At 69.1% G+C, this 21,650-nt stretch carries 18 protein-coding genes; 3 read left to right on the top strand and 15 right to left on the bottom strand.

Going from position 1 to position 21,650, the window contains the following annotated elements:
• The first annotated feature begins 3 nt into the window (after positions 1–3).
• Positions 4–645: a phosphatase PAP2 family protein gene (locus tag ACFSVL_RS05885; RefSeq protein ID WP_378301155.1), complete on the top strand. Its 642-nt coding sequence runs from the start codon at positions 4–6 to the stop codon at positions 643–645.
• Between the two features lie 377 nt (positions 646–1,022).
• Here ACFSVL_RS05885 and ACFSVL_RS05880 read toward each other — a convergent pair whose 3' ends face one another.
• Both ACFSVL_RS05880 and ACFSVL_RS05875 read right to left on the bottom strand, forming a co-directional pair.
• The gene (locus tag ACFSVL_RS05880; protein WP_378301153.1) at positions 1,023–2,180 is read right to left on the bottom strand and encodes an SGNH/GDSL hydrolase family protein; all 1,158 of its coding nucleotides are present in this window, start codon (positions 2,178–2,180) and stop codon (positions 1,023–1,025) included.
• 22 nt (positions 2,181–2,202) lie between these two features.
• Positions 2,203–3,666 carry an FAD-dependent monooxygenase gene (locus ACFSVL_RS05875; protein WP_378301151.1) on the bottom strand — a complete coding sequence of 488 codons (1,464 nt, stop codon included), beginning with the start codon at positions 3,664–3,666 and terminating at the stop codon, positions 2,203–2,205.
• A gap of 117 nt (positions 3,667–3,783) precedes the next feature.
• Between ACFSVL_RS05875 and ACFSVL_RS05870 the strand changes: the two genes are divergently transcribed.
• The gene (locus tag ACFSVL_RS05870) at positions 3,784–6,933 is read left to right on the top strand and encodes a BTAD domain-containing putative transcriptional regulator (RefSeq protein ID WP_378301150.1); all 3,150 of its coding nucleotides are present in this window, start codon (positions 3,784–3,786) and stop codon (positions 6,931–6,933) included.
• Positions 6,934–7,446: 513 nt separating this feature from the next.
• Here the strand turns inward: ACFSVL_RS05870 and ACFSVL_RS05865 are convergent.
• From ACFSVL_RS05865 to ACFSVL_RS05805, 13 genes are all read right to left on the bottom strand, one after another.
• Entirely contained in the window at positions 7,447–8,757 is a 1,311-nt protein-coding gene (locus ACFSVL_RS05865; protein WP_378301148.1) for a glutamate-1-semialdehyde 2,1-aminomutase, read from the bottom strand.
• 6 nt (positions 8,758–8,763) lie between these two features.
• A complete protein-coding gene (locus ACFSVL_RS05860; protein WP_378301146.1) occupies positions 8,764–9,303 on the bottom strand; it encodes a dTDP-4-dehydrorhamnose 3,5-epimerase family protein in 540 nt (179 codons plus the stop codon).
• Positions 9,300–10,481, bottom strand: coding sequence for a polysaccharide pyruvyl transferase family protein (locus ACFSVL_RS05855; protein ID WP_378301144.1), 1,182 nt, complete (start codon positions 10,479–10,481; stop codon positions 9,300–9,302). Before ACFSVL_RS05855 ends, ACFSVL_RS05860 begins: the two co-directional genes overlap by 4 nt.
• On the bottom strand, positions 10,478–11,431 hold the full coding sequence (locus tag ACFSVL_RS05850; RefSeq protein ID WP_378301142.1) for a glycosyltransferase family 2 protein: 954 nt from the start codon (positions 11,429–11,431) through the stop codon (positions 10,478–10,480). Before ACFSVL_RS05850 ends, ACFSVL_RS05855 begins: the two co-directional genes overlap by 4 nt.
• Positions 11,428–12,720, bottom strand: a complete 1,293-nt coding sequence (locus ACFSVL_RS05845; protein ID WP_378301990.1) for a hypothetical protein — start codon at positions 12,718–12,720, stop codon at positions 11,428–11,430. The genes ACFSVL_RS05850 and ACFSVL_RS05845 overlap by 4 nt, the downstream gene beginning before the upstream one ends.
• A gap of 40 nt (positions 12,721–12,760) precedes the next feature.
• A complete protein-coding gene (locus ACFSVL_RS05840; RefSeq protein ID WP_378301140.1) occupies positions 12,761–14,026 on the bottom strand; it encodes a DUF4910 domain-containing protein in 1,266 nt (421 codons plus the stop codon).
• A complete protein-coding gene (locus tag ACFSVL_RS05835) occupies positions 14,026–15,048 on the bottom strand; it encodes an NAD-dependent epimerase/dehydratase family protein (protein WP_378301139.1) in 1,023 nt (340 codons plus the stop codon). The genes ACFSVL_RS05840 and ACFSVL_RS05835 overlap by 1 nt, the downstream gene beginning before the upstream one ends.
• A 4-nt stretch (positions 15,049–15,052) precedes the next feature.
• On the bottom strand, positions 15,053–15,697 hold the full coding sequence (locus ACFSVL_RS05830; RefSeq protein WP_378301137.1) for a PIG-L deacetylase family protein: 645 nt from the start codon (positions 15,695–15,697) through the stop codon (positions 15,053–15,055).
• Positions 15,694–16,482, bottom strand: a complete 789-nt coding sequence (locus tag ACFSVL_RS05825; RefSeq protein WP_378301135.1) for a glucose-1-phosphate cytidylyltransferase — start codon at positions 16,480–16,482, stop codon at positions 15,694–15,696. Before ACFSVL_RS05825 ends, ACFSVL_RS05830 begins: the two co-directional genes overlap by 4 nt.
• Complete coding sequence (locus ACFSVL_RS05820) at positions 16,479–17,717, bottom strand: methyltransferase domain-containing protein (protein ID WP_378301133.1); 1,239 nt, start codon at positions 17,715–17,717, stop codon at positions 16,479–16,481. Before ACFSVL_RS05820 ends, ACFSVL_RS05825 begins: the two co-directional genes overlap by 4 nt.
• A gap of 202 nt (positions 17,718–17,919) precedes the next feature.
• Positions 17,920–18,792, bottom strand: a complete 873-nt coding sequence (locus tag ACFSVL_RS05815; RefSeq protein ID WP_378301131.1) for an LLM class F420-dependent oxidoreductase — start codon at positions 18,790–18,792, stop codon at positions 17,920–17,922.
• Positions 18,789–19,652: an LLM class F420-dependent oxidoreductase gene (locus ACFSVL_RS05810; protein ID WP_378301129.1), complete on the bottom strand. Its 864-nt coding sequence runs from the start codon at positions 19,650–19,652 to the stop codon at positions 18,789–18,791. The genes ACFSVL_RS05815 and ACFSVL_RS05810 overlap by 4 nt, the downstream gene beginning before the upstream one ends.
• A gap of 39 nt (positions 19,653–19,691) precedes the next feature.
• Positions 19,692–20,651, bottom strand: coding sequence for a YncE family protein (locus ACFSVL_RS05805; RefSeq protein ID WP_378301127.1), 960 nt, complete (start codon positions 20,649–20,651; stop codon positions 19,692–19,694).
• A 147-nt stretch (positions 20,652–20,798) separates the two neighbouring features.
• Here ACFSVL_RS05805 and htpX point away from each other — a divergent pair, with 147 nt between their 5' ends.
• Positions 20,799–21,647 carry a zinc metalloprotease HtpX gene (gene htpX, locus ACFSVL_RS05800; RefSeq protein WP_378301125.1) on the top strand — a complete coding sequence of 283 codons (849 nt, stop codon included), beginning with the start codon at positions 20,799–20,801 and terminating at the stop codon, positions 21,645–21,647.
• Positions 21,648–21,650: the final 3 nt, after the last annotated feature.

Genomic DNA, 21,650 nt, shown 5'->3' with positions numbered 1-21,650 from the left:
GGTGTGCGCGACCGACTGAGGACCTCGCCCCTGGCGCTTCCGGTCGTGCTGCGCACGCCGTCGATGGTCTTGGCCGCGCTTGGGTTCCTGACGCTGGTCGCGCTGGGCCTCCGCTTCGCCGGACACTCGGTGCCGAGCGCGTTCGACGCCCCGCTCCTGCCCGGCCCGGACCTCATCGGCGACCCGTGGTGGTACTTCGCGACGGCGATCGACTTCTGCGGCGAGCCGTTGGGTGCGGCGCTGATCCTGGTGTTGGTGATCGGCGGTTGCCTGCTGACGCACCGGCTCCGGACGGCGGTGCTGACGGTGGCCGGCTGCGGGGTGACGGTGGTGGTGACTTCGGTGCTGAAACCGTTGACCGGGCGGACGATCCACGGCAGTTACCTGTCGTTCCCCAGCGGCCACACCGCTTTCGCGACCGCGCTGGCCTTGACCGGGGCTTACGTCTTGGCCGGGCGGTCGGGCCGGGTCGCGGCCGTGGTGTGGACGCTGGGGCTCGCGCTGGTGTGCGGGTTCCTGATGGCGTGGGCCGAGGTCGGGCTGGGTGCGCACTACCCGACCGACACGATCGGCGGTTTCGCGACGGCGCTGGCGGTTGTGCCGGTGACTGCGTCCTGGATCGACCGACTCGCCGATCGTCCGTGAGGGGCACCCCGAGGGAATCAGAGTCTGTGAGGGGCACCCTGAGGGAACCAGAGTCAATGCCAGGGACCTAAGGCGGCGTTGTGGGTGTGGCTGAAGCGTGTCCGCCCAGGCGGAAACGGCTGGCGGACCGGGCTGGATTGCTCCGGCCGCGCGGGCGGGCGGAGCTGGGTGTGTCGTCCGTGAGGGGCACCCTGAGGGAATCAGAGTCTGTGAGGGGAACCCTCACAGACTTGAATAAACAGGCACTCTGGCGTTAATCGGGCGTATCGCCGACGTCAGAGTGTCCTTTGTGGAGGGTCAGCAGGCTGAGGCCGCTCGGCTTGAGTCCCCGGCATTGGAATCAGAGTCCCTCAGGGTTCCCCTCACGGACAGTCGGGCTAGTGCCGGAACAGTTCCAAGTCGAAGGCGTCGGCGATCACCGCGTGTCCGGCGTCGTTCGGGTGGACCCCGTCGTCGGTGACCAGCTCAGCGCGCGTCTTCGTCGGTTCGGCTGGATCGCGCAGTGCCGCTTCGAGGTCGGTGACTGCGTCGAACTCGCCGCTGTCACGGATCCAGCGGTTCACCTGCTGGCGGGCGTCCTCGAACTCCGGCGTGAAGACCGGCGAGCCACCGATCGGCGGCAGCGTGCAGCCGACGACGCGCAGGCCGTGCGAGCGGGCACGGGTGAGCAGCAGGCGGTAGCCGTCGATGAGGTCGGCCGCGGTGGCCCGTTCACTGTCCGGCATTCCTGGCAGGGAGCCGAAAATCAGGTCGTTCCCGCCCTCGAACAGGATGAGCCAGCGGGCCCCGGGGCGGGCCAGTACGTCGCGGTCGAAGCGGGCCAGCGCGCTGGTTCCCATGCCGTCCGTCTCGCGCAGGACGCGGTTGCCGGAGATGCCCATGTTGACCACCGCGCGAGGCGGAAGGCCCGGCTCGGCGGCGAGTCGGCGGGCGAGCACCGAGGGCCAGGGTGCGTCGGTGCCGGGTGTGGTTTCCATCCCGTCCACCAGGGAGTCGCCGAAGGCGATGACGGTGGCGGCGGTGTGCGGCGCGAGCACGTCGATGCCGGTGAGCCACAGGTACGACTGGAACTCGGTGGCGTCCCGCAGTTCCGGTTCGGCGGTTTGGTCGCCGGGGGCGAGCCACGCGGTGCGGAGCCCGACCTCGTGGATCGTCGGGGTGACCTTCTCGTCCGGGAGATACAGCGAGACGGTCAGGTCGGTCTGCGCGGACACGGCGTACTCGATCGGGTCGCTGTAGATCTGCGCGCCAGTCGGCAGCACCACTTCGGGACGGTCGCTGAAGGTCAGCCGCGTGCCGTCGAGGAAGGCCGCGCCGATGCGGACTGGTGCGTGGCCGAAGGAGTTCGACAGGGCGACGCGCACAGCCGATCCGCCGACCGTCGAACGCGCCACCATGCGGACGGTTTGCGCACCCACGGTGTCGAGAGTCGGTTCCGGCGGTGCCTCGTCGGGCATCTCCGGCCCGCCGCCCGGCTCGGCCGCGGGTGCCAGCTGCTGCGCGGTTCCCCAAGCAGCGATCCAGTGGTTTTCCATGATGTCTACCTCCACGAGAGGGTCAGAACCAGCGAGAAAGGGCGTCTTCGAACGAGCCGTGGCCGCTTGCCCAGGCGACGATTCCGTCCGGCCGGACGAGCACGGCGTCGTAGCCGAGGTCATCGCGCGCCGGGATGGCCTTGTACTGCACTCGGTAGCGCGCGGCCGCGTCGCGCAGTCGGTCGTCGGCGGTGAAGTCGAGGGCGACGCCTTGGCCGTCCTGCAGTAGTTCGCCGAGACGGGTGCCGTCGGCGAGACGGAAGTCCGGCGCGTTGTGGCCGACCAGCTCGTCGCCGAGGTCGTAGCGGAGCGACAGGCCAGACGTGCGGGCGAAGACGTACGTGGTGCCGTCGCGGGTGGCCAGGAGATCGCGCGTGACGGCCTGGATCGCCCGGGAATGCGGATCCGGGCGCATGATCGCGACCTGGGCGCGCGACCAGCCGAGCACCTTCGCGCCGACCGGATGGCGTTCGGTGGCGTAGGTGTCGAGGAGACCGTCCGGCGCGTGCCCGCGTACCGTCGCGGCGAGCTTCCAGCCCAGGTTCATGGCGTCGCCGATGCCGAGGTTGAGGCCCTGCCCGCCGAGCGGCGAGTGGATGTGCGCGGCGTCGCCGGCGAGCAGGACGCGGCCGCGCCGGTATTCGGTCGTCTGCTTGGCCCGGTCGGTGAAGCTGGACGCGAGCTGCACCTCGTCGAGCGTCACGTCAGTGCCGGAAACGCGGCGCAGCACCGCTTGGAGGTGCTCGCGGGTCAGCGGCTGGGAACGGTCGTAGGTGCCGCCGTCGAAGTCCATCACGCCGAAGTGACCGGGCGTGGGCATCGAGACGTACATGCCGTCCGGGGTCAGATTGAAGCCAGGGCTCAGCTTTTCGGGGTCGGCGATGGTCGCCAGCGCGACGTACCCGGTGAGCTGCGGCTCGGTACCGGCAAAGGAGAACCCCGCGAGCCGGCGCACTGTGCTGCGGCCACCGTCGCAGCCGACGAGCCAGCGGGCCGGGTACTCGTCCGCGCCAGCCTGGACGACCACGTGCTCGTCGTCCTGGACGAGACCGGAGACCGCGACGCCGCGCCGGATCTCGGCACCGAGCTTGACCGCTCGTTCGGCCAGCACCGTCTCGACCGCGTCGAGGCTGGTCATGATGCCGTCCAAAGCCGGGCTGGGCAGCCGGTAGGGCAGGGCGGAGAGGTCGACGTCGGCCGGGTCGAGCGAGGTACCGGCGAAATGGCCGATCCAGCGCGGGCGCACCTGCTCGTCCTCGGCGGGCGGCATCCCGGACTCGGCCAGCAGCGGGACCAGCATTCCCCGGCGATAGAACGCCTCGGCCGACCCGCCCGACAGCCCCCGCATCCCGAGCGGCATCGTCCGCCACGCGGAATGCGGGTCCGCCTCCTTCTCCAGCACGAGCACCGAACTGCCCGCGAGAGCCAGTTCGCCGGCGAGGAACAGGCCGACCGGCCCGGCCCCCGCGATCACTACGTCGTGCATGACAACCCCCTTCTGGTGCGGTGAACCCGAGGTTGCCCGCCGCCGCTCACACGCGGCTCACACGGCGCGCACACCCCGGTTCGGGCGGCTAACCGGCAGACGCGCGAAGATCGGAGGGTGGCTGTTGTCCCGCTTCGCGTGACGCTGCTTGACGCCGTGCAGGTGTCTCGCGGCGATGCCGTCCTGCCCGTTCCCGGCGCGCGGCTGCAGGCACTGACGGCACGGCTGGCGCTCGCGGGTGGCCGCCCGGTCGAGCCCAGCGTTCTGGTCGACGCGATCTGGGCCGAGGACCCGCCCGCCGATCCCGCCCACGCCCTGCAGGCGCTCGTGTCGCGGCTGCGTCGGACGCTCGGTTCGGCGGACGTCGTCGCGCAGGTCACGGGCGGCTACCGGCTGGCCGTGGCACCGGCTGACGTCGACGTGCTGCAGTTCGAGCACCTCATCGCCGCAGGTCGGGACCACCTACGGGCAGGAGAGCGGTTAGCCGCCGCGGACGTGCTCGGCGAGGCCGTGGCGCTGTGGGGCGACCGGACCGAGCCCGCAGCGGTCGCCGCGGTGTCGGTGGCCGCAGCGACCCGGCTGTCCACACTCGCCGTCGAGGCCGTGGCCGATCTCGCCGAGGTCGAACTGTCGCTGGGCCGCGTCGAGACGGCTGCCACCCGGCTGACCGGCCTGCTCGCCGAACACCCAGTCCACGAACGGGCGGCTGCGCTGCTCATGGACGCACTAGCCGCCCAAGGCCGCCAAGCCGACGCACTCGCCCGTTACGAACAGATCCGCGAGGCACTAGCCGAGACGCTTGGCACCGATCCGGGCACCGCCCTGCGGGAGCGGCATCTGCGTCTGCTGCGCGACCCGGTCCCCGCGCCTCCCTCGGACGGCAACCTTCCCGCCGCGCTGACCAGCTTCGTCGGACGGGACGAAGACCTCGCCCGGATCGCCGAACTGCTCGCCACCGGCCGGCTGATCACCGTGCTCGGCCCCGGCGGCGCTGGCAAAACCCGGCTCGCGCTGGAGGCCGCCCGCCGTCACGAATATCCCGGCGGCGCTTGGCTGATCGACCTCGCTTCGGTCTCCGAACCGGCCGAAATCGGTGCCGCCGTACTGGCCGGGATCGGACTGCGCGGCGGTGCCCTGTTCGAAGCGCGGACGGGGACCGAACTGGACGTGCTCGTGGACCAGCTTGGCGGCCGGGAACGCTTGCTGCTGATGGATAATTGCGAGCATCTCGTCGACGCCGCGGCCCATCTGGTCGCGGCGCTGCTGTCCCGGTGCGCCGGGCTGCGGGTGCTGGCCACCAGCCGCGAACCGCTCGCGGTCGACGGAGAAGCGCTGGTGCCGCTCGGCCCGCTCGCCCTGCCCGAGCCGGGCGCGGACGTCGAACAGGCCCGGCGGAGCGCGGCGGTGCGCCTGTTCACCGAGCGGGCCGCGGCCGTGCGTCCCGGTTTCGCGGTGGACGAAGCGAATCTCGCCGACGTCACCACCGTGGTCTGTGGTCTGGACGGCTTGCCACTGGCGCTGGAACTGGCCGCGGCCCGGCTGCGCACGCTCGCCCTGCGCGACCTGGTGGCCGGTCTGTCCGACCGGTTCCGGCTGCTCGCCACCGGCAGCCGGACCGCCTTCCCGCGACACCGGACGCTGCGCGCGGTCATCGCGTGGAGCTGGGAGCTGCTCGGTCCGGACGAGCGCACGGTCGCGGAACGGATCTCGGTGCTGCCCGGCGGAGTCACCCGGGATTCGGCCGCCGCGGTCTGTGCGGACGCGGTGCCGCCGGAGGAGATCCCGGACCTGCTCGCTGGCTTGGTCGACCGGTCGTTGCTGCGGCTCGTGCCCGACACCGGCCGGTACCGGATGCTGGAGACGATCCGCGAGTACGGACGGGAAAGCCTTGCCGGCCCAGCCAGCGTGCGGGGCCTCGCCGCGGAGTACTTCGCCGGACTGGTCGCGCACTACGACCCTCTTCTGCGCGGCCCTCGGCAATCGGACGCGCTGCGGGTGTTTCACGCCGAGTACGACAATGTGCTCGCCGCCTTGCGTCATCTCTGCGACACCGGCGATGCCGATGGCGCGATCGGGCTCGCGGTGAATCTGACCTGGTACTGGCAGATGCTCGGGCGCTACGTTGACGCGGTTTATTGGCTCAACGAAGCCGTTTCCACCCCGGAGGCGCAGCCGAGCGGCACGCGTGCCGTCGCCGAGCAAGTGTTGTTGCTCAATCAGTTCGCGGCCCAAGTTCCGCCCGCCGACTGGCGCGAGCAGCTTCGCGCCCTCGCCGACCAGCCGGAGCTGCCGTCCTTCGGCGGTGCGCTCGTCGCGCTGCGGCTGGCCACCATGCCCGAAACGAACGCGCCGCCGGAGACCGTCCAGCGGTTCATTGACGGGCCGGACGAATGGCTGTCCGGTCTGGCGCACTTGTACCGGGCCCAGTTCGCCGAAAACGCGGGCCACTTCGACCAGGTCCGCGACGACGTCGCCGCCGCGCTGGAGATCTTCGGCCGGGCCGGCGACCGGTGGGGTCTCGCCACCGTCTTGCCGCTGCGCGCGCTGCTGCGGCAGTACGACGGCGATCTCGACGGCGGGCTGGCCGATCTGGACGAGGCAAGGGCGCTGGCTCGCGAGTTCGGGTCGCTCAGCCGCAGCGACGAGATTTTCCTCGATCTGCGCGCGATCGACCTGTACGTCCGCCGCGGCGAGACCGCGCGGGCGGGCGAGCTGATCGCCGCCACCAGGGAGCGCGTGGAGTCTCCCGAGCTGGCGATCTTGACCGACGCGCTGGAAGCCAGTCTGTGGGTGCGGATCGGGGACCTGGACCGTGCTCGTGAACGGATCGAGTCGGCTCAGGCCGGTTTGTCGGAACACCTGCCGTTCGGCGGGGGCCATGAGCAGGCACTGATCTCGGTGGCGCAGGGTGCGCTCTGTCTGGAGACCGGCGACGGGCCGGGAGCGGAAGCGGCGCTGAGCCGGGCGTATCTCGCCGCGGTCGAGAGTTCGGATATGCCGATTCTGGCCAGCGTGGCGGTGACCGTGGCCGGGGTCGCGGCGTTGTACGGGCGTCACCGGGAGGCGGCCGCTCTGCTCGGCGCGGCGGCCCGGCTGCGGGGCGTGCACGACCGGACCGATCTGCAGGTCCGCGCGCTGAGCGCCCGCGGCCGCGCCGAGCTGGGCGACGAAGGTTTCGCCGCCGCGTACGAAAGAGGCTGGCGGCTAACCGCGCCGGCGGCCCAGCTCTCCACCGACCCAGTGCGGCTGCGGGAGATCGGTCCGTGAGGGGAACAGAGTCCAATGCCAGGGTCTTAAGCCGGGTGGCCTCAGCTTGCTGACCGTCCATAATGGACGCCAACGTCAGCGAAATGCCCGATTGGCGCAAGTATGACCGTTTCTTCAAGTCCGTGAGGGCCACCCTGAGGGAATCAGATTCCCTCAGGGTTCCCCTCACGGACCTCCGCCGACCAGCAGGCGTGGGCAGGTGCACCTCAATCGCGTCCATAGCGTCGCCTTGAGTTTCTGCCCACCCCAAGTCTGTGAAGGACTCCTTGAGGGAATCTGATTCCCTCAAGGAGTCCTTCACAGACGACACACCCAGTTCCTGCCGCCCGCGTCGCCCCCGACGCAAGCCAAAGGTCCGTCAGCGGCTTCGGCCTGGGCGGACGCGCCTAAGTCTCGCCCATAACGCCGCCTTAAGTCCCGGGCATTGCCTGCCGAGGGTCGTGAGGGCCACCCTGAGGGAATCAGTGTCCGTGAGGGTTCCCCTCACGGACACCAGGCCAGGCCAAGGTGAAGTCAGGCTTTCCGCCGGAAAACCGGCTTAACCGGCCGCCCACCCAGCCACGGCGTCGGATCCCCGGCCTCCAGCGCCTTTCGATACACCACGCAAGCCGAAGCGACGACCTCCACAGTCCGGTCGATGTCCTCCTCCGTCATCGCCGCACTGACCACAAAGGACGGACCAAGCACCCCGTTCTCCAGCAGGCACCGCATGAACAACGTCCGATACTCCTGCGAAGGCACCCCATCCGCGTCAAGAGTCGCGAACACCAGGTTGCTGTCCCGCCCCCGCACCAGCACCTGCCCGCCGACACCGTGCGCCGCAGCCACCTCGGTCACCCCGGCCGCCAACCGGGCCCCGAGCGCGTGCAGCCGAGCTGTGACGTCCTCTGTCGCATAGACGTCCATCACCGCCATCGCCGCGGCTAACGCCGGGGTCTCCGCGCCATGTGTCGTGGACAGCAGGAACACCCGGTCCCGCGAATCGTGCAGGCCACCCAGCTCCATCAAGTCCCGCCGACCGGCCAACGCCGCCACCGCGAAACCGTTGCCGAGCGCCTTGCCGAAGGTCGAGAGATCCGGCGTCACCCCGTAAAGCCCCTGCGCGCCGTGCTCGGAGTACCGGAACCCGGTGATCATCTCGTCGAAGATCACCAGCGCTCCGTGTCGATGGGCGAGGTCGAGCAGTCCGGCGAGGTAACCGTCCGGCGGGTCGACGGCCTTGGTGGCCTCCAGGATCAGGCACGCCACCTGTCCGTGGAACTGGCGCAGTACCTGCTCGGTCGCCGGGAGATCGCCGTACGGGAACGGCACGGTCATCGCCATCGTCGCGGCGGGAATTCCGGCGGACATCGGGGTGGTGCCGATGAACCAGTCGTCGGTGGAGAAAAACGCGTGGTCCGCGCATTGGGCGACCAAGGGCCGTCCCGTCGCCGCGCGGGCGAGCCGAACAGCCGCGGTCGTCGCGTCGGAACCGTTTTTCGCGAATTTCACCATCTCCGCGGTTGGCACCGTCGCCAGGAACTGTTCCGCTGCTTCAAGCTCCACAATGGACGGCCGGACGAAGTTGTTGCCCCGCTCCAGCACATCGCGGACGGCGGAGGTCACCCGCGGATGCACGTGGCCGAGGCTGACCGCGCGCAGGCCGGAGCCGTATTCGAGGTACTGGTTGCCGTCGACGTCCCAGACGTACGCGCCCCTGCCGTGCGAGATGACCGGGGCGAGATGTTCGGGGTATTGGTCCTCGCCTTTGGCGTAGGTGTGCGCGCCGCCGGGGATCGCGCGGTGCAGGCGTTCGTTCGCGATTCGGGAGAGTGGCAGGTCCATGACGGATCACCTCAAGGCATCGGCCAGCGAAGGCGCGGACGCGTCGCGTTCGGACAGCAAAGCCGCGGGCAGCGGCCACGGGATGGCGAGTTCTGGGTCGTCGTGCGCGATCGAGACGTCCTCGGCCGGGTCGTGCGCGCGGTCGATCCGGTACGACACGTCGGCGACGTCGGTCAAGGCCTGGAAACCGTGCGCGCAGCCGGCTGGGATGTAGATGCTTTCCTGGGTGTCGCCGGAGAGCCGAAACGTTTCCAGCGAACGGAAAGTCGGCGAGTCCGGTCGCAAGTCGACCACGACGTCGAACACCTCGCCGAACGAACAGCGCACCAGCTTTGCCTCGCCGGCCCCGGAACGCAGGTGCATCCCGCGCACCACGCCGCGCACCGAGCGCGACACGCTGTCCTGTAGGAACGCGTCCGGGTCGATGCCGACCGACCGGGCGACCTCGGCGTCGAAGGTCCGTGAGAAGAAGCCGCGATCGTCTCGGTGCGGCGTCGGCTGAAACAGCCACACACCGGAGATCGACGGCACGGGAACGGCTTTCACGACACCTCCGCGGGGATGAGCGTCCTCGACAACAGCGCGAACTGGTCCTTCAACTGCTGGCCGCAGGCTTCGTTGCGAGCGGCGAGTTCCGCCTTCAACTCCGGTGCCCGCCGCTGCAACTCCTCGAACTGCACGATCAACCTCGGCACGTCGACCGCGCGGGCCTCCTGGCAGAACTCGGCGAGCCCCATGTCCGCCATCAAGACGTCGTTCTTCCGCGCGTATCCGATCGCGATCGTCGGCTTCCCGACCTTCAACGCGCACAACACGTTGTGGTACCGAGTCCCCACGACCGTGCCGACTTCGGCCATCGACCGCATCAGCTCGCCGAGCGTGCCCGGGACGGCCGCGGAGATCAGCGGAGACCGGACAGTCTCGACAATCTCGTCCACCACCTCGCGGTCGATCCGGTCGCCGATGAAGAGCCGGACCGGCCGCTCCTGGCCGACCAGATACCGCACGAACTCTGTCATCGCGTCCACATACGCCCGGTAAATCTCCTCACCGCGCGCACGGTCGTCGTTGCCGCCGTAGTAAGCCATCACGCCGACGCCGACCGCGCGCGGATCCTCGTCCGCGGCAGGCGTCGGCAGGGCGAACGCGAGGTCGGGATAGACGCGGTCGTCCGTCACGCGCACACCCATGTCCGCCATCGCCGAACGCGACAGCTCATCGCGGAAGGACCGATACGCCGCGAGCCGAGTCGCGTGCCGCACCAGAAACCGCGTCGCCGGCACCCGGATCCGATCCGCACCCACGCTGACCAGCGCGACCTTCGTCCGGCCGATCCGTCCGCACAGCGACAGCAGGAACAGCGCGTACGGAAACCCCCACGGCCGCAACGGAAGCGTCGCCTCCAGCACCCCCATGCCGGGAACTATCACCACGTTCTGCCGCCGCACCCACCACGCCGTACGGAAAACGTCGATGACCTTGCCGAAAGCCTTGGCCGCGATCGAACGCAGCCCGGACGCGTGCCGGTACTCGCCGCTGTACCAGTTCAACCGCATCGCCGGGATCCCGTACCGCGCCTGAACGGCGTCCGCACCGCCGCAGAACGCGGACACTTTCGCCTGCGGATGTTCGGCGCGCAGGAAGCCGAGCACCGCCTCCAGCGAGCCGTCATTGCCGAGGTTGCCTGAACCGAGCAGTCCGAAGACTCCGACTCGAACAGTCACGGCACCCGCCGTTCGCGCCCAGCGACCACCCGGTCGACAGTGAGGTTCAGCTCGGCCGCGTGCACCGGAGCCCGATCCTCGACACGTTCCCCGCCGCCGCCCGGCCGCGCCCGGCTGGTGAACCATTCGGCGAGCGCGAGGTAGCAGGCTCGTCGTTCGCCGGAGGACAGCGGCGCGGAGCGGATGCCGTGCACGAAACCCCAGACGTACTCGGCGAGCAGCCGCGCGGTCGGGTTCGTGAGCGCATTGCCGCGCTTCGGATCGAGGTTCGCGCAGCGGGAGCGTTTGCTCGGGTTGGCGCGCTCCGCCCGGTCCGGATGGTCGCGACGGAAGTACAGCAGCTCGGGCACTTGGTAGAACGGACCGTGCAGCGCCAGCTCGGCCACATAGGTCCGGTCCGCGTGGTGGTAGCTGCCCATCGGGGTGACGCGACGCAGCACCTCCGTGCGCATCACGCCGTAGAAATCGTCGCCACCAGGCTCGAAGAGCAGGCTCTTGAACCGCACCGACGGCCGCGGCGCATCCGTCCGGTGCCGGTAGTCCAGCGGCACCGTCACCGCACCGTGCTCGTCGATGATCGCCTGATGCGAGTGCGCGACGATCATCTCCGGCCGCGCGTCGAGCGCTTCGACGCACTTCGCCAGCAGCTCCCGGCCGTAGAGATCGTCGTGCGACGCCCACTTGAACAGCTCGCCGCGAGCCTGATCGAGCAGGATGTTGTGGTTCGGGGTCGCGCCGATGTTGCGCTGCTGGCGCAGGTACCGGATCCGCGAGTCCTGCCGCGCGTACTTCTGGGCGATCTCCTCCGTGCCGTCCTGCGACGCGTTGTCGGAGATGATCAGCTCGAAGTCCTCGTAGGTTTGCCCGAGCAGCGCGTCGAGCGCTTCGGCGAGGAATTCCTCGCCGTTGTAGACAGGCAGACCGATGGTCAGCCGGGGCACCCTGCTCATGCCGGTTTCATCTCCTCGGAAGCCGAATGGAGTTCTGCTTGGCTGAATGAACCTGACGCGGCGGGAAACTCGGGCACCGCCGCGAAGTGGTCGCGAAGCGCGCCGCGCAGCTGCCACCACCACACGGCCGAGCCGGTGAGCGTGGCGGCCGCGACGCCCCACTCCGAGCCGGTCGCGCCGCCGAGCACGGCCCCGATCAGGCCGAACACGACGTAGCACGCGGACGAGATCAGCTGCGACCGCAAGCTCCGCCGCGCCATCCCGAGCGCGCGCAGCCCGGCCGTCGCGCCGGTGGTGAAGCTCGCCCCGACGACCGCCATCGTGACCGCCGGGACCAGCGGCGACGAGCTGTCCCACAGCGAACCGAGCACGAACCGCCCGGCGTCGTCGGGGATGAAAAGCCACAACCCGAGCCCCCACGCCAGCGCCGCGGCGGCCTGCGCGGCGCCGAGCACCACGCAGAAGTGCCACAACCGGTGCGGCGACTGCCGAAGCACCCGCGCCCCCTCGGCAACGGTGACGAGGGAAAGTCCCATGAGCAGCGCGAGAAACGGCCCGAGCAGCTGTTCCGCGCCGCGCACTGTCCCGACGGCGGCGAGCCCGGAAATCGCGCCCAGCCCGTACGCCCGCAGCTGCGACGAACCGCTGTTGCTGACGTTCTCCACGAGATACCGCACGCCAAGATCGCGATGGTCCCGCAGCCAGTCGCGCACCCCGCCGAGCCGCGGCAGCACGCTCGTCTGCACCCAGCCGAACGCGGCCGCGACCCCGGCCGAGCAGCCCCAGGCCAGCAGGAACGCGACCACAGTGTCGTAGCGCGCGGCCAACACCAGCGCCGGGAACAACGCGACAGCCTGGATTCCGTCGTTGAGGAACGCCTTGTGCCCCGTGCCCTGTGCGAAGAACCCGAACCGCCAGGCGTCCTGCACGAGCAGGAACGGCAGTACCGCCCCGAGCGCGACGAACGCGGTGCCGAGCGAACCGCCGACCGCGAGTCCAAAAAGGACACTGAGCAGCCCGAAAGCGACGCCGACCATCAACGCCGTCCCGACGGCCTGTCCCACCGCGGTCCGCCAGCTCGCCCGGGGGACCCCGGAGAAGCGCACCATCAGCGGGTCGGTCGCGAGGCCGCGCGAGATGTTGAGAATGACGCCGTAGGTCACCCACGCGATGCTGAACAGGCCGAACGCCGTCGCGCCGAGCGAGCGCGCGACGAACAGGCCGACCACGAAGTTGGTCAGGCTCGAAACGGCCTGGTCCCCAAGGCCCCAGCTGAGCCGTCCCGCCATCGCGCGGACGGCTCGCGAACGCAGGATCGACGGCACGGCCTCACTCCTTCAGCAGTCCGGCGGCCTGAAGGGCATCGGCCGCCGCGGCTACGGCACCGAACGGCAGGTCCGCCCGTTCGGCGATGTCGAGGAGGCTGTGGTCGCCGTCGGAGAGGCTGAGCACCCACAGCATGGCCAGCTGGGCGTCCTTCGCGTCGCTGCGCCCGCCGAGCGAGTCGTACAGCCCGCGCTTGCCGAGCTGTGGTTCGCCGTACGGGCTGAGGTTCACGTAGCGCCGGTTGCGATCGAGCACGGACAACGCCGTCCGCAGCGTGTCGAGAGTGTCGGCCATCGAGTCCGGATCGACGAACGACGGGTTGTCCGCCGAAGTGTGGTATTCCGGGTAGCCCGCGTACGGAGTGCGGGTGAGCGAGCCGACGCCGAGGTTGAAGCCGGGGGAGCAGAACTGGCGCTCGTCATAGCCGTACGGCGAGAACTCGCGGATCTCGTGCGGCTTGCCCTTGAGGACGTGCGCGAAAACCCGGTCGATGTCGGCGTCGCCGCACCGGCTGCGCTTGTAGGTCAGCGAACCGCGGTCGCCGGCGCAGGCCAGCACGACGCCGTGCTTGACCCGGTCGATGTGCTCGGCATTGCGCGCCAGCCAGGTGATCGCGCCGATCGTGCCGGGCATGAACAGGAACCGGTAGGTGTAGTACGGCTTTTCCCCGGCCAGCGCCTGTGCGAGCGCGACGGCGACCGCGATGCCGGCGAGGTTGTCGTTGGCCAGCGACGGATGGCAGAGGTGGCACGAGATCAGCACCTCGTCGCACACCTCGCCCGGCACGACGTGCTCGGCGTAGGTGAGGTGGCCGTCGGCGAGCGTCGAGTCGATCTTGACGTGGTAGTCGTCGTCCGGCAGCGCGTCGAGTACGTCCTGGGCGAGGCAAAACCCCCAGGTGGGGGAGTAGTAGCTGGTGCGGTACGGGATCAGCGACGGCTGCTCGGGCAGCGTGTGCAGGTGCGTGCGCAGCTCGGCCAGCCGCACGACCCGGTCGACCGGGACGCTGTAGCCGACCACGTGCAGGTTCGACTTCCGGAAGTCGATCACCCGCCGCCCAGAGGAATCCGCGACGAACGCGTCGCGGATGTTCCACTCCGGCGGCACGGTCCAGTCCAGCACCTCGGTGCCGCTCGGCACCTCGTACCGGTCGAGCGGGAGGTGCTCGCCGATGACGGCAAGGGTCTGCCGTACGCCGTCACCGGTGATGCTCCGGCAGAACGGATACAGCCGTTCCACCAGAGCGTGCATCTCGGGCCCGGTGCGCATCAGGCGTGTCGCAGGGAGGCGTCGACCGCGCCGGCGGCCTGCCGGTCGCTCAGCCAGTTGAGCCGGGTGAAGCGGTGCTCGAACTGGCCCCGGGTGAGGCTGTTGCGGCGGTAGGCGTCGAACAGTTGCAGCGCCCCGTCTTTCACTCCCCACTTGCAGTCGAAAGCTGGGACCGCGTCACGGAACCGGGAGAAGTCGACGCGGTAGGACCGCGGGTCGGCCCCGGCCTCGCCGGTGATCCGCAGCTTGGCGCCCGGCACCACGGCGACGACCTCTTCGGCGATCTCGGCGACCGTCACGTTGTTGCGCTCGGTGCCGATGTTGAACGCCTTGTTGTGCACGGCTTCGCGCGGGGCTTCGAGAGCGGCGGTGAAGGCGTGCGCGATGTCGTCGGCGTGCACCAGCGGCCGCCATGGCGTGCCGTCGGAGAGCACCAGCACCTCGCCGGACAGGTAGGCGTGACCGACCAGGTTGTTCAGCACGATGTCAGCGCGCAGCCGCGGCGAGAAGCCGAACGCGGTGGCGTTGCGCATGTACACCGGGGTGAAGCCGTCGTCGGCAAGCTCGGAAACCTCGGCTTCCACACGTACCTTCGACTCCGCGTACGGCGTGACTGGCCGCAGCGGCGCGTCCTCGTCGACCAGACCGCTGCCGCCGGACGCACCGTAGACAGAGCAGGTCGAGGCGTAGAGGAACCGGGAGACCCCAGCCTCTTTCGCGAGTTTCGCGAGCTTGACCGACGCGCGGTGGTTGATGTCGTAGGTCAGCTCGGGCGCGAGCGAGCCGAGCGGGTCGTTGGACAGTGCGGCCAGGTGGATCACCGCGTCGAAGCCCTGCAGGTGTTCGGCCTTCACCTCCCGCAGGTCGACGGCCAGCCCGACCGGATCGTGCGGGGCCGGGCCGAGCACACAGGCGGCGAACAAGCCCGAGTCGAGGCCGATCACCTCGTGCCCCGCCGCGGCGAGTACCGGTGCCATCACCGTGCCCAGATATCCCGTGTGCCCCGTGAGCAGCACGCGCATGCCTTCAGCCCCTTAGGTCGATGACGAGTTTGTTCGCCTCGAACGCCTCGGCATAGCGTTCTTGGCATTCGATTCCGCGGATCCGGGCGAGGCCGAGGAAGGCCTCGCGGTCGTACCAAGGCCGGTGCTGCTGCGACCCGTAGTGCTCGTGCAGCAGTTCGATCTTGTGCTGCATCACGTCGTCGGACAGCGGCGCGTAGGCGGGCAGCCGTCCGAGGTCCCCGTCCCATTTGACGATCTCGTAGCCCAGCGTCAGATGCCCGCGGAACACCGTGGGCACGAGCTGGGCGAGCCCGCGATGGTCCTGGTGCGCGTCGATGGTGCGGGGCGCGAACACGACGTCCGGATCGGTGCGGCGGCGGAGGTCCTCCAGCGCGTTCTTGGCTTCCTCCCAATGCGAGGGGAGACGGCCGTCCGGCAGTTTGAGCACCGTGACGGTCAGCTCGGCGCCCGGGCAGAACGCGGCCAGCGCGGCGCGTTCCTCGGTCTCCCGGTCAGTGCCGCCGCCGGACAGCACCAGCGCGTCGACCTTGAGCCCGGGACGCTTCCCGCAGATCTCAAGCAGCGTGCCACCGGCCCCGATGGCGATGTCGTCGCAATGCGCGCCGAGCACGACGATGCTCTTCAGCTCGGCGCCGAGGCGGATCATGCGTGCACCTTCTCGCGTTCCCACAACGCCCACGGACGGTCGCCGTGCGTGTAGGCGGCGTCGAGTGCGTAGCGTTCCTTGACCGTGTCGGTCGGCTTCCAGAACCCGCGATAGGGGTATGCGAGCAGCCGGCCGCGCTTGGCGAGTTCGCCGCAGCCGTCGGCGACCAGGTCTCCGTTCTCCGGGATGTGGTCGAAAATCTCTTGCCGCAGCACGAAGTAGCCGCCGTTTTCCCACAGCGGCAGTTCGCTGACCGGGGTGATCGCGCCGATCCGGCCGCCCTCGTCCATCTCGACGCAATGGAACGACGACTGCGGCGGCACGACGAGCATCGACGCGCCCGCGTCGCTGTTCCGGAACCGCTCGACGATGTTGTCCAGCGGCGCGTCGGTGAGGACGTCGGCGTAGTTGGCGAGGAACATCTCGTCGCCGTCGAGGTAGTCGCGCACCCGGCGCAGCCGCTCGCCGATCGGCGATTCGATGCCGGTCTGCACGAAGGAGATCGTCCAGTCGGCGATGTCGGTGGACAGCAGCTCCGGCTTCCCGCCGCGCAGCACGAAATCGTTGGACGTCGTTTCCTCGTAGCGCAGGAAGAAGTCCTTGATGTGGTGCGCGCCGTAGCCGAGGCACAGCACGAACTCGGTGTGCCCGAAATGCGCGTAGTAGCGCATCACGTGCCAGATCAGCGGGCGGGGCCCGACCATCGCCATCGGCTTGGGCACGTCGGACGCCTCGCTGCTGCGCATCCGCATTCCGTAGCCGCCGCAGAACAGAACGACCTTCACTTCACTGCCACCTCGACGATTTCCAGGCGCGGAATCGGGAAGACGAGCTTGCCGCCCCACGCGCCGACGTAGGAAAGCTGCTCGGTCAATTCGTCCCGCAGGTTCCAGGGCAGGACGAGCACGTAGTCCGGCCGGTCGGCCGCGATCCGGTCCGGTTCCACGACCGGGATCCGGGTGCCCGGCGTGAACCGGCCGTGCTTGTACGGATTGCGGTCCACCGTGTAGGCCAGCAGGTCCGGCCGGATGCCGCAGTGGTTGAGCAGGGTGTTGCCCTTGCCGGGCGCGCCGTACCCGACGGTCGTCTTCCCGGCCTTCCGCGCCGCGAGCAGGAACTCGAGCAGTTCGAGCCGGACGCGGGTGACCCGGTCGGCGAATTCGGTGTACCCGGACAGCTCGTGCAGCCCGGCCGCCTTCTCCCTGGCCAGCACGTCGGTCATCCGCGCGCTCGGCTCGCCGGCGGCTTCCGCGGGACGCGCCCACAGCCGGATCGACCCGCCGTGTGTCGGCAGGAGTTCGACGTCGACGACGGTCAGCCCGCCGCCCGCCAGCGCCCGCCGCGCGGATTCGACGGTGTAGTACTGGAAATGCTCGTGGTAGATCGTGTCGTACTGGTTCTTTTCGATCAACGTCAGCAGATGCTGCACCTCGATCGACACCCAGCCGTCGTCCGCGACGAGCGCGCGCAGCCCGTGGGTGAACCCGCGGATGTCCGGAATGTGGGCGTAGACGTTGTTCGCCACGACCAGGTCGGCCGGACCGTGTTCGGCGCGCACCTGGCGGCCGGTGTCCTCGGACAGGAAGGCGGTGTGCGTCGGCACCCCGGCCTCACGCGCGGCTTGCCCGACGTTCACCGAAGGTTCCACGCCGAGACAACGGATTCCGCGTTCCACGACGTGCTTCAGGAGGTATCCGTCGTTGCTGGCGACCTCGACGACGAAAGACTGGCCGGTAAGCCCGAGCCGCTCGACCGCGGTGTCGGTGAACCGTTTCGCGTGCTCGACCCACGAGGTGGAAAAAGACGAGAAATACGCGTAATCGGTGAAAGTGTCGGCCGGGTCGAGCAGCGGCGGGAGCTGCGCGAGCCAGCATTCCGTGCACACTTCGAGATGCAGCGGGAAAGTCGGTTCGGGTTCGGCCAGCTGCGCGGCGGTCAGGAACCGCTCGCACGGCGGGGTCGCGCCGAGGTCGACCACGCTGGCGGTTCTTTCCGAACCACAGAGTCGACATGTGGTCATGTACCAGGCTCCTCCGACTCGGATGCGCGATCTGCGTAGGGCAGGTCGATTCGCGCCCGGCCGTCGTTACAGCGCGCCGGGAGGGTCACCGGAGTCGATTCGGAACCGAGATAATGACCGCAGCGGAATGCGGCGAGGTGCTGTGACGAACGGGTGACCGGCTGGCACCGGATGGCGCAGCCGTCACCCGTTCGTCAGCGGATCACAGCTTTTCCGCCGCCGGGATCACGTCGGTGGCGAACCGTTCGAGCACCGCCGGGTCCGGCACGCCCTCCGCCCAGCCGGTCGCGACGCTGAACCCGAGTTCCGACAGCCGGCCCAGTTCATCCAGCAGTTGCCCGGTTTTCTCGCCGTTTTCACCGATGTCCAGCCGCACCGCGGCGGTTTTCGTGATCTCGGAGTAGTCGCGGCCGACGTCCGCGCAGTGCTGTTTCAGCACCTCCAGTTTGCGCGGAAGATCCGGGTTGGGCAGCAAATTGCAGATGTCGCCGTATTGCGCGACGAACCGCAGGGTCTTCTTCTCGCCGCTGCCCCCGATCAGGATCGGCGGATGCGGCCGCTGGATCGGCTGCGGGCTGTTGAGCAGCCGCTCGGCGCTGACGTGCGTGCCGGTGAACGGCTCGTCGCCGTCGGCCCACATCTGGCGGACGTACCGCAGCGCGTCCTCGAGCTGCTCGAACCGCTCCTTCATCGGCGGGAACCGGAACCCGAGCGCGCGGGATTCCTCCTCGTTCCACCCGGCCCCGATGCCGAGGATCGCCCGCCCGCCCGACAGCACGTCGAGCGTCGTCGCCGCCTTCGCGAGCAGCCCCGGATGCCGGTAGATGACGCCGGTGACGAGCGTGAGCAGCTTGACCCGTTCGGTGTGCGCGGCCAGGAAGCCGAGCGTCGTCCAGGCTTCCAGCATCTCGTGCTCCGGCGGGCCGTAGCCGGAAATCTGGAAGAAATGGTCCATCACCGACAGGTATTCGAACCCGGCCTCGTCCGCGGTGCGAGCCACCCTGGCGAGATCCGCGCCGAGCGCCGCCGGACCGTTCGGCCAGGTCTGCTGGGCCAGGTGCAACCCGAGTTTCATGCCAACTCCTTGATCGCCGGAATGATGTCTTTCGCGAAAATCTCGATGCGCCGCTGGTCCGCGCCGCCGGGAAACGGGCCGAGCACGGCTTGCACGCCGAGCCCGTGCAGCCGCTGGGTCTCGGCGAGGAATTCGCCGGTTTTCTCGCCTGCCGGGCCGATGTCCAGATAGTGGTAAACGGTCTTGGTGATCTCGGCGTAGTCGCGGCCTCCGGCCTCGCAGTGCCGCTTCAGCACGTCCAGCTTGTGTTCGAGGTCCGGACCGTTGCCGATGTTGCAGAAATCGCCATGCTTCGCGACGAACCGGAGCGTCTTCTTCTCTCCACCACCGCCGACCATGATCGGCGGCCGCCGCAGCGGCTGCGGGCTGTTGAGCAGCCGGTCAGCGGTGAAATGCTTGCTGGAGAACGGTTTGTCGTCCGCATCCCACATCTGCCGGACATACCGCAGGTTCTCCTCGAGCAGCTCGAACCGTTCCGCTGTGGACGGAAACGGAAAGCCGAGCCCGCGGGCCTCCTCCTCGTTCCACCCCGCCCCGATGCCGAGCATGGCCCGTCCGCCGGACAGCACGTCGAGCGTGGTGACCGCCTTCGAGAGCAAGCCGGGATGCCGGTAAATCGCGCCAGTGACGTAGGCGAACAGTTTCGCGCGCCGGGTGTGCGCGGCGAGGAAGCCGAGCGTCGTATACGCCTCCAGCATCGGGCGATCGCTCGGGCCGACGCTCGGAATCTGGAAAAAATGGTCCATCACCGACAGATAGGCAAACCCCGCGTCGTCCGCGGCCCTGGCCACTCCGGCCAGGTTCCGGCCGAGCGCGGCGGTCCCGCCCGGAAAGTCCGGGACCTGAAGGCCAACTTCCATACTGGCCACCGTATACCTGGAGTAACTTCACCCGCGCGGTCAGAAATCCCGCACGACGCTGATCGTGCCGCGCAGCGGATCCGTCACGTATACCGTCCGCGTGCGCTGATCCACCGCCACGTCCCCCGGATTCACGCCGAGACTCAGCTCCCCGGTAAGGGTTTCCGTTCGTCCGTCCACTCGGGACAGTCCATTTTGCCCGCCATTGGTGTACACGACGTCGCTGCCCTGATGCACCGCGAGCGACGACGCCTCACTGCGCAGCAGCACCGTCTTGACTTGCGCCCGAGCCGATCCGTCCACAATGGACAAATGGTGAATCGCCGAATTCGCCACGAACACCGATCCGCTCATTTCGTGCACCCCGATCCCGGTCGGGGACGCACCCACTGGAACGCTGCCGGCGAACGTCCCCGCGTCGAGGTCGCAGATCTCGACCGAATTCGTGTCAGGGCTGGTGCAATAGGCGCGCCGGCGGCCGCGGTCGAGCGCGATCCCGGCAAGCCCCGGTTTCGGCGCGGGCAGCAGATCCTGCAGGGTGAGACTGATGCTGTCGAGCACCGCGAACGTGCCGGTCTTGCCGCTCACCGCGTACACGAGGTTGGCCGGCGAATCGACCGCGAGCGCCGACGCTCCCGCCCCCGCGCTGACGACGCTCAGCAACCGGTGGGTCTGACTGTCGAAGACGAGCACCGTGCCGCCCGGCGGATTGGCGACGTAGATCCGGTCGGTGTCCACCACGACGTCGCTCGGCTCCCCGCCCACCGCGAGCGCGGACACGACCCGCCCCGCGTCCGGATCGAGGACGAGCACCGCGCCGGACGCCCGGTCTGCTGCGTAAACCAGCCCGGTGACCGGACTCACGGCAAGCGCCGAAAGCGTCCCGCCGACCTGCACCGTGCTGACCCGCTCCGCCGCCGACGCTCGGCCCAGCATCGCCGCCGCCCCGGCGCTGACCAGCGTGAACAGCCCCCGCCGGGACCACTGGGAACCACGCATCGCTCACCTGCCCCGGTCGGTTGGGTTGCTCGCCGACCCTAACCCGGACAAGGATCATGCGAAGGAACTTCGGGTCCCCCGATCGCGTTGTTTCCAGTGAGTAACCCACCCTGACCCATCCCGCGGAGCGGACGGAGGCGAGCGCGCGTGCACAAGCACCACAACGGGCTGAAGACGGCGATGCTGCTCGGTCTGCTCTCGGCGATCATCATCGGGATCAGCGGATTGTTCGGCCGGGGCGCGCTGGTCATCGGCCTGGTCGTGGCGCTGGGGATGAACGCCTACGCCTACTTCAACTCCGAGAAAATGGCCCTGCGCGCGATGCACGCGCGGCCGGTGTCGGAGGTCGAGCAGCCCGCGATGTACCGGATCGTGCGCGAACTGGCGACGTCGGCGCGGCAGCCGATGCCCTCGCTGTACGTGAGTCCAACCGCGGCTCCCAATGCCTTCGCGACCGGGCGTAGTCCGCAGCATGCTGCGGTGTGCTGCACCACCGGGATCCTGGAGTTGCTCGATGAGCGCGAACTGCGGGCAGTGCTGGGGCATGAGCTGTCGCATGTGTACAACCGGGACATTTTGATCTCGTGTGTTGCTGGGGCGCTGGCGAGTGTGGTCAGTGTGCTGGCGAATATCGCGTTTTTCTTCGGCGGCAATGATCGGGAGGGGAATCCGTTCATGTCGCTTTTGCTGGTGTTGATCGGGCCGATCGCGGCTGGGGTCGTGAAGATGGCGGTGAGCCGGTCCCGGGAGTATCAGGCGGATGCTTCGGGGGCGGAGCTGACTGGGGACCCGTTGGGGTTGGCGTCCGCGTTGCGGAAGCTGGAGCGGGGGACCCGGGCCGCGCCGCTTGCTCCGGAGCCGGCTGTGGTTTCGCAGTCGCATTTGATGATCGCGAACCCGTTCCGGCCCGGTGCTGGGCTGAGCAAGATGTTCTCGACGCACCCGCCGATCGAAGACCGGATTCGGCGGCTTGAAGAGATGGCCCAGGGCCGCTGAGCG

Source organism: Amycolatopsis silviterrae (assembly GCF_042684085.1).
Taxonomy (GTDB): domain Bacteria; phylum Actinomycetota; class Actinomycetes; order Mycobacteriales; family Pseudonocardiaceae; genus Amycolatopsis; species Amycolatopsis silviterrae.
The sequence above is the reverse complement of the archived record's forward strand: the minus strand, read 5'-3'. Positions and strand labels throughout refer to the sequence as shown.

What these genes read in the sequence shown, in the direction of transcription:
- ACFSVL_RS05880 (WP_378301153.1), bottom strand. Translation starts at nt 2,180, where the DNA reads ATGGAAAACCACTGGATCGCTGCTTGGGGAACCGCGCAGCAGCTGGCA.
- ACFSVL_RS05875 (WP_378301151.1), bottom strand. Translation starts at nt 3,666, where the DNA reads ATGCACGACGTAGTGATCGCGGGGGCCGGGCCGGTCGGCCTGTTCCTC.
- ACFSVL_RS05865 (WP_378301148.1), bottom strand. Translation starts at nt 8,757, where the DNA reads ATGGACCTGCCACTCTCCCGAATCGCGAACGAACGCCTGCACCGCGCG.
- ACFSVL_RS05850 (WP_378301142.1), bottom strand. Translation starts at nt 11,431, where the DNA reads ATGAGCAGGGTGCCCCGGCTGACCATCGGTCTGCCTGTCTACAACGGC.
- ACFSVL_RS05845 (WP_378301990.1), bottom strand. Translation starts at nt 12,720, where the DNA reads ATGGCGGGACGGCTCAGCTGGGGCCTTGGGGACCAGGCCGTTTCGAGC.
- ACFSVL_RS05840 (WP_378301140.1), bottom strand. Translation starts at nt 14,026, where the DNA reads ATGCGCACCGGGCCCGAGATGCACGCTCTGGTGGAACGGCTGTATCCG.
- ACFSVL_RS05835 (WP_378301139.1), bottom strand. Translation starts at nt 15,048, where the DNA reads ATGCGCGTGCTGCTCACGGGGCACACGGGATATCTGGGCACGGTGATG.
- ACFSVL_RS05830 (WP_378301137.1), bottom strand. Translation starts at nt 15,697, where the DNA reads ATGATCCGCCTCGGCGCCGAGCTGAAGAGCATCGTCGTGCTCGGCGCG.
- ACFSVL_RS05820 (WP_378301133.1), bottom strand. Translation starts at nt 17,717, where the DNA reads ATGACCACATGTCGACTCTGTGGTTCGGAAAGAACCGCCAGCGTGGTC.
- ACFSVL_RS05815 (WP_378301131.1), bottom strand. Translation starts at nt 18,792, where the DNA reads ATGAAACTCGGGTTGCACCTGGCCCAGCAGACCTGGCCGAACGGTCCG.
- ACFSVL_RS05810 (WP_378301129.1), bottom strand. Translation starts at nt 19,652, where the DNA reads ATGGAAGTTGGCCTTCAGGTCCCGGACTTTCCGGGCGGGACCGCCGCG.
- ACFSVL_RS05805 (WP_378301127.1), bottom strand. Translation starts at nt 20,651, where the DNA reads ATGCGTGGTTCCCAGTGGTCCCGGCGGGGGCTGTTCACGCTGGTCAGC.